The sequence below is a fragment of the Xenorhabdus indica genome (assembly GCF_014467235.1).
In the GTDB taxonomy this organism is placed as follows: domain Bacteria; phylum Pseudomonadota; class Gammaproteobacteria; order Enterobacterales; family Enterobacteriaceae; genus Xenorhabdus; species Xenorhabdus indica.
The window spans coordinates 54,795-60,794 of record NZ_NKHP01000024.1; the positions used below are offsets into that span (position 1 = coordinate 54,795).

Here is a 6,000-nt window from a genome sequence, read left to right on the forward strand (position 1 = left end):
GTGAAACTGTGATTCACAATAAAGATATGGGTAATACTTGTTGCTAAGAGCGGCGTTATGCGTCATTATCGATTAGTTATGGTATTATCAACTCAGTTAACAATTCTAAAATTTAAATTGGTTTCATTGGGTAATGATGCTAGAAAAACAGCAGCTATACAGATAACTGCTGTTTTTGTTATTTGATACTTTTTTGAAACTCTATACCGGATTAGCTGCAATTAATGCTGCGACTTTATCTGCTTCGGTTTTAAGCCCTAATGCTTGATATGCTTTCTCCATGTAAGGCAGAGATTCTCTGGTTGAATGAGTATCGGGATAATCACGTAACATTTGTTCTGCACGATTGACAACTGCCACATAAGCACCACGTTTAGTGTAATATTGCACAACTGCAAGCTCATGTTTAGCTAAACGCTCTTTGAGGAAAATTAAACGCTTATAAGCATCTGCAGCATATTGACTGTTAGGATAGTAGCGCACTAACTGTTTGAAATCGCGGAAAGCCGCCCGCGCATTTTCAGGATCACGGTCTGAACGGTCAATCCCCAAAAAATCTTGCAAGAGATTATCATCCATCGCTTGTAATACCAGAGCCCGCATATACAGTACGTAGTCGATATTAGGATGGGTTGGATTCAGACGCATGAAACGTTCAGCAGATGCAAGCGCGAGAGGGAATTCTGCTGATTTATAATAAGAATAGATCAAGTCAAGCTGAACTTGTTGAGAATACGGCCCGAAAGGGTAGCGGTTATCAAGGGATTCCAATTGCTTAATAGCCAATTTATAGTTACCGTTTTGTAGTTTTTCCTGCCCATTTGAATAAATTTGAGATGGTGGGATATCAGGAACAGCATCTTTGTTGCTGGAGCATCCAGATAAAACTAGACTCAATGTGGCCGAAGCCACCAGATATTTCATGCGAATCATCACGTGTTGATTACCCTCTGATTGTTTTCTGGGAGACTATCCGCGAAGGACTATCCGTGAAGCTCCCGGCAAAAGATAGAGTTACAATAGTACACTATTTTAAATGAAACGGCCTCGCCGTCAAAACTCAACGTAAAATATAGAAATTATATATGGCACAACAAATACGACTTAATACAACAGTCGCTGAATCCCAGCTTGGTCAACGTTTAGATCAAGCTTTGGCTGAATTGTTCCCTGATTATTCAAGATCACGGATAAAAGAGTGGATTTTGCACGACAAAGTTCAGGTTAACGGCAAATTGATTAATAAGCCAAAAGAAAAAGTATTGGGCGGCGAAGAAATTTCCATTGATACTATTATTGAAGAGGATAGTCGTTGGGAGCCGCAAGATATTGAACTGAATGTTGTCTATGAAGATGGCGATATTCTGGTCATTAATAAACCACGTGACTTGGTTGTACATCCTGGTGCTGGAAATCCTGATGGTACAATATTGAATGCTCTGCTATATCGTTATCCTGAAATTGCAGATGTTCCCCGTGCTGGCATTGTGCATCGTCTTGATAAAGACACTACGGGTCTGATGGTTGTCGCAAAAACAGTACCAGCGCAGACTCGTTTGGTGGAATCTCTGCAATTGCGTGAAATTACCCGTGAATACGAAGCTATCGCTTTGGGACATATGACTGCGGGTGGAATAGTGGAGGAACCGATATCCCGTCACCCAACAAAACGGACCCATATGGCTGTTCATCCAATGGGTAAACCAGCAGTGACTCACTACCGAATCATGGAGCATTTCCGGGCGCATACCCGTTTGCGTTTGCGTCTGGAGACAGGCAGAACACACCAAATCCGTGTGCATATGTCCCATATTAAACATCCACTGGTTGGTGACCCGCTATATGGTGGTCGGCCTCGTCCTCTGAAAGGGGCTTCTGAAGAATTTCGCGAAGTGATGCGCAACTTTGATCGCCAAGCATTGCATGCCACTATGTTACGTCTTTATCATCCGATAACAGGTATTGAAATGGAATGGCACGCAGCGTTACCGGATGACATGGTTAGACTTATTGATGTAATGAAGGCAGATGCTGAAACTTTCAAAGACGAGATGGATTGGTAGGTAATGGCACCACTAATTTTTCCTGACTGGGCACAACCTGAAAGCGTTGGTGCATGTAGTACAACCCGGACGGGAGGTATCAGCCTGCCTCCTTATGATGGACTGAATTTAGGCGGCCACGTTGGGGATGACCCTGAATGTGTAGAGAAGAACAGAGAACTCTTAGTTGAACATGCTCATCTACCGCAGCAACCTATCTGGTTGAATCAGGTACACGGAACACGTGTCATCAGATTGGATGATCAATTAGTGGAAGATAATCGGGCTGATGCTGTTTACACAAATAGAGCAGGGCAGGTTTGTGCTGTAATGACAGCGGATTGTTTGCCTGTACTTTTTTGCTCCAGTAATGGAGATGAGGTTGCAGCAGCTCATGCAGGCTGGCGTGGATTATGTGCCGGCGTGCTGGAAAATACGGTAGCTCAATTCAGTGCAAAACCTGACGTGATCTGTGTATGGATGGGGCCAGCTATTGGCCCTGAAAAATTCGAAGTCGGGCGCGAGGTAATGGACGCCTTTATAGCAACCGATCCAAATCTGGAACAAGCCTTTACACCTTATGGTGTTAAATTTTTGGCAAATATCTATTTACTGGCTAGATTAAAGTTGCAGTCTATTGGAATAAATGAAGTTTTTGGAGGCACTGTTTGTACGGTTTCCGAGGAGAAGAACTTTTTTTCTTATCGTCGTGATGGTATCACCGGACGTATGGCAACTTTAATCTGGTTGAGATAACCTATCTCGCAGGACGATCTTTGGTGCATAGCATAAAGTCTCCAATTAACTTTTCAGAATACCTTGAATATTTAAGGAATGACCTTATTTAATCTCCAGTAGCAAATTCTGACCAGTATTGGAGGTGTTATGCGTCTGGATCGTCTTACTAATAAATTCCAGCTTGCTCTCGCTGACGCCCAATCTCTCGCATTAGGGCGTGATAATCAATTCATTGAACCTGTCCATTTGATGAGCACATTGCTTAACCAGGAGGGAGGTTCCGTTCGTCCTTTATTAATGTCCGCAAGGATTGATACGAGTAACTTGAATGATCGGATTAACCTGGCTTTGGATAAATTTCCGAAAGTGGAAGGTAGTGGCGGTGATGTGCAGATATCCAATGAATTAGGACGTTATTTAAATCTGTGCGACAAGCTTGCTCAAAAAGCAGGTGATAATTTCATTTCTTCTGAACTTTTTGTTCTTGCAGCGTTAGAAGAGCGCGGCACATTAAGTGACATATTGAAAGCTGCGGGAGCAACTAAAGATAAAATCACTGAGGCCATAGAAAAGATGCGTGGTGGTGAAAAAGTCAATGACCAAGGTGCCGAAGATCAACGTCAGGCCCTGAAAAAATACACAATTGATCTAACTGAACGGGCTGAACAAGGTAAGTTAGATCCCGTGATAGGACGTGACGAAGAGATTCGTCGAACAATTCAGGTATTACAACGTCGAACCAAGAATAATCCTGTACTGATTGGTGAACCTGGGGTTGGGAAAACAGCTATTGTTGAAGGGCTGGCACAACGTATTGTTAATGGTGAAGTTCCTGAAGGACTGAAAAACAAACGTGTGCTGTCTCTTGATATGGGAGCATTGTTGGCGGGAGCTAAATACCGTGGCGAATTTGAAGAACGTTTGAAAGGTGTTTTGAATGATCTCGCTAAACAGGAAGGTTCGGTCATTCTGTTCATTGATGAATTACATACGATGGTAGGTGCAGGTAAAGCTGATGGTGCTATGGACGCTGGCAACATGCTGAAACCCGCACTGGCACGAGGTGAATTGCACTGTGTTGGTGCGACAACATTAGATGAATATCGTCAGTATATTGAGAAAGATGCAGCTTTAGAACGCCGCTTCCAGAAAGTTTATGTTGCGGAGCCTACTGTTGAGGACACCATTGCTATTTTACGTGGCCTTAAAGAGCGTTATGAGTTGCACCACCATGTTCAAATAACTGATCCAGCAATTGTTGCTGCGGCGACATTATCTCATCGTTATATTTCTGATCGTATGTTACCTGACAAAGCGATTGACTTAATTGATGAAGCTGGAGCTAGTCTGCGTATGCAGATGGATTCTAAGCCAGAGGCATTAGATCGCCTGGAACGTCGAATTATTCAGTTAAAACTTGAGCAGCAGGCTTTAAAAAAAGAATCGGATGATGCCAGTAAAAAGCGCTTGGATATGTTGAATGAAGAGCTGGTGGAAAAAGAACGAGAATATTCTGAGCTGGAAGAAGAGTGGAAAGCAGAAAAAGCCGAGCTTACTGGTACTCAAAACATCAAGGCTGAATTAGAAAATGCACGTATTGAGTTAGAAAAAGCCCGCCGTAGCGGTGACTTGGCAAAAATGTCGGAAATTCAGTACGGAAAAATTCCCGAATTAGAAAAACTTCTTACTGCTGCGACCACAGCAGAAAGTCATCCAATGAGACTGCTGCGTAATAAAGTGACTGATGCTGAAATTGCTGAAATTCTTGCTCGCTGGACGGGAATCCCTGTATCCAGAATGTTGGAAAGTGAAAAAGATAAATTATTGCGTATGGAACATGAATTACACAAACGTGTAATTGGGCAAAATGAGGCTGTTGATGCTGTATCGAACGCAATTCGCCGTAGCCGTGCTGGTCTATCTGATCCAAACCGCCCGATAGGTTCTTTCATGTTCTTAGGACCAACAGGGGTTGGTAAAACTGAGTTGTGCAAGGCGTTGGCTAATTTCCTGTTTGATAGTGACGATGCAATGGTACGTATTGACATGTCTGAATTTATGGAAAAACATGCCGTTTCAAGGTTAGTGGGTGCTCCTCCCGGATATGTTGGGTATGAAGAAGGGGGGTATCTGACAGAAGCAGTGCGCCGTCGCCCTTATTCTGTCATTTTATTAGATGAAATTGAAAAAGCTCATCCAGATGTTTTCAATATTTTGCTACAAGTCTTGGATGATGGTCGTTTGACTGATGGTCAAGGAAGAACAGTAGATTTTCGTAATACCGTTGTAATTATGACCTCTAACTTAGGTTCAGACATGATTCAGGAGCATTTTGGTGCACTGGATTATGTAGGAATGAAAGATATGGTGATGGAGATAGTTGGCCGCCATTTCAGGCCTGAGTTCATTAACCGAGTTGATGAAGTTGTTGTATTCCATCCACTAGGAAAAGAACATCTGAAATCTATTACGAATATCCAATTACAGCGTCTATATAAACGTTTGGAAGAACGTGGCTATCAAATCACAATGACTCCATCAGCTTTGGAAAAACTGAGTGACACTGGTTTTGACCCAGTATATGGGGCACGTCCATTAAAACGGGCTATTCAGCAAGAGATTGAAAATCCGCTAGCTCAGCAGATCCTTTCAGGGAAATTGATGCCAGGTAAATTGGTCACATTAGATTTGGAAAATGACCATATTATTGCAAGACAATAACATTTTTTACTCAATTCACTTTGTGATGTTCTATAGATAATTATTTTTATAGACAATTATTGAGCAGTAATGTCGTTAAGCAATATAAAAAAATCTTACAAAGATGAAAGAGAGGTGAAAAAATCACCTCTCTTTCATCTTTGTAAGGTCAAAAATATATCTAAAAAGCTTATTTTGAATAATAAGCGATCGATTGAGTTATTTTTTTAAAATAACTGTTGCCAGTATCACAAAAGTCCCTATAATGCGCCTCCGTTGTCACGATGAATACACAAATGAATCAGCGTGACAAGAGCTGAAGGCCACGAAAATAAAGGCTTGACAGGCTGAGAGGAAGGCGTAAGATACACCACCTCAGGCAAGAAGAAAGAAATAACTTCTGCCAACGCTCTTTAACAAGTTAATCAGACAATCTGTGTGGGCACTCGCAGGACATTATCGACAAGGCCGAAAGGCCAGAAAGATTAAAGTCTTGAAGAGTGACTGAGACAGTTAATTC

General features: G+C 42.1%; 4 protein-coding genes. 3 read left to right on the forward strand and 1 reads right to left on the reverse strand.

The window, feature by feature from the left end:
- Positions 1 to 201: 201 nt before the first annotated feature.
- Positions 202 to 924, reverse strand: a complete 723-nt coding sequence (gene bamD / locus Xind_RS16025) for an outer membrane protein assembly factor BamD (RefSeq protein ID WP_187649549.1) — start codon at positions 922 to 924, stop codon at positions 202 to 204.
- Positions 925 to 1,085: 161 nt separating this feature from the next.
- Here bamD and rluD point away from each other — a divergent pair, with 161 nt between their 5' ends.
- The 3 genes from rluD to clpB all read left to right on the forward strand — a co-directional run bounded on the left by rluD (position 1,086) and on the right by clpB (position 5,501).
- On the forward strand, positions 1,086 to 2,063 hold the full coding sequence (gene rluD / locus Xind_RS16030) for a 23S rRNA pseudouridine(1911/1915/1917) synthase RluD (protein WP_187649506.1): 978 nt from the start codon (positions 1,086 to 1,088) through the stop codon (positions 2,061 to 2,063).
- A 3-nt stretch (positions 2,064 to 2,066) separates the two neighbouring features.
- Positions 2,067 to 2,798: a purine nucleoside phosphorylase YfiH gene (gene yfiH, locus Xind_RS16035; protein WP_187649505.1), complete on the forward strand. Its 732-nt coding sequence runs from the start codon at positions 2,067 to 2,069 to the stop codon at positions 2,796 to 2,798.
- Positions 2,799 to 2,927: 129 nt separating this feature from the next.
- Positions 2,928 to 5,501, forward strand: a complete 2,574-nt coding sequence (clpB, locus tag Xind_RS16040) for an ATP-dependent chaperone ClpB (RefSeq protein WP_187649504.1) — start codon at positions 2,928 to 2,930, stop codon at positions 5,499 to 5,501.
- Positions 5,502 to 6,000 lie beyond the last annotated feature (499 nt).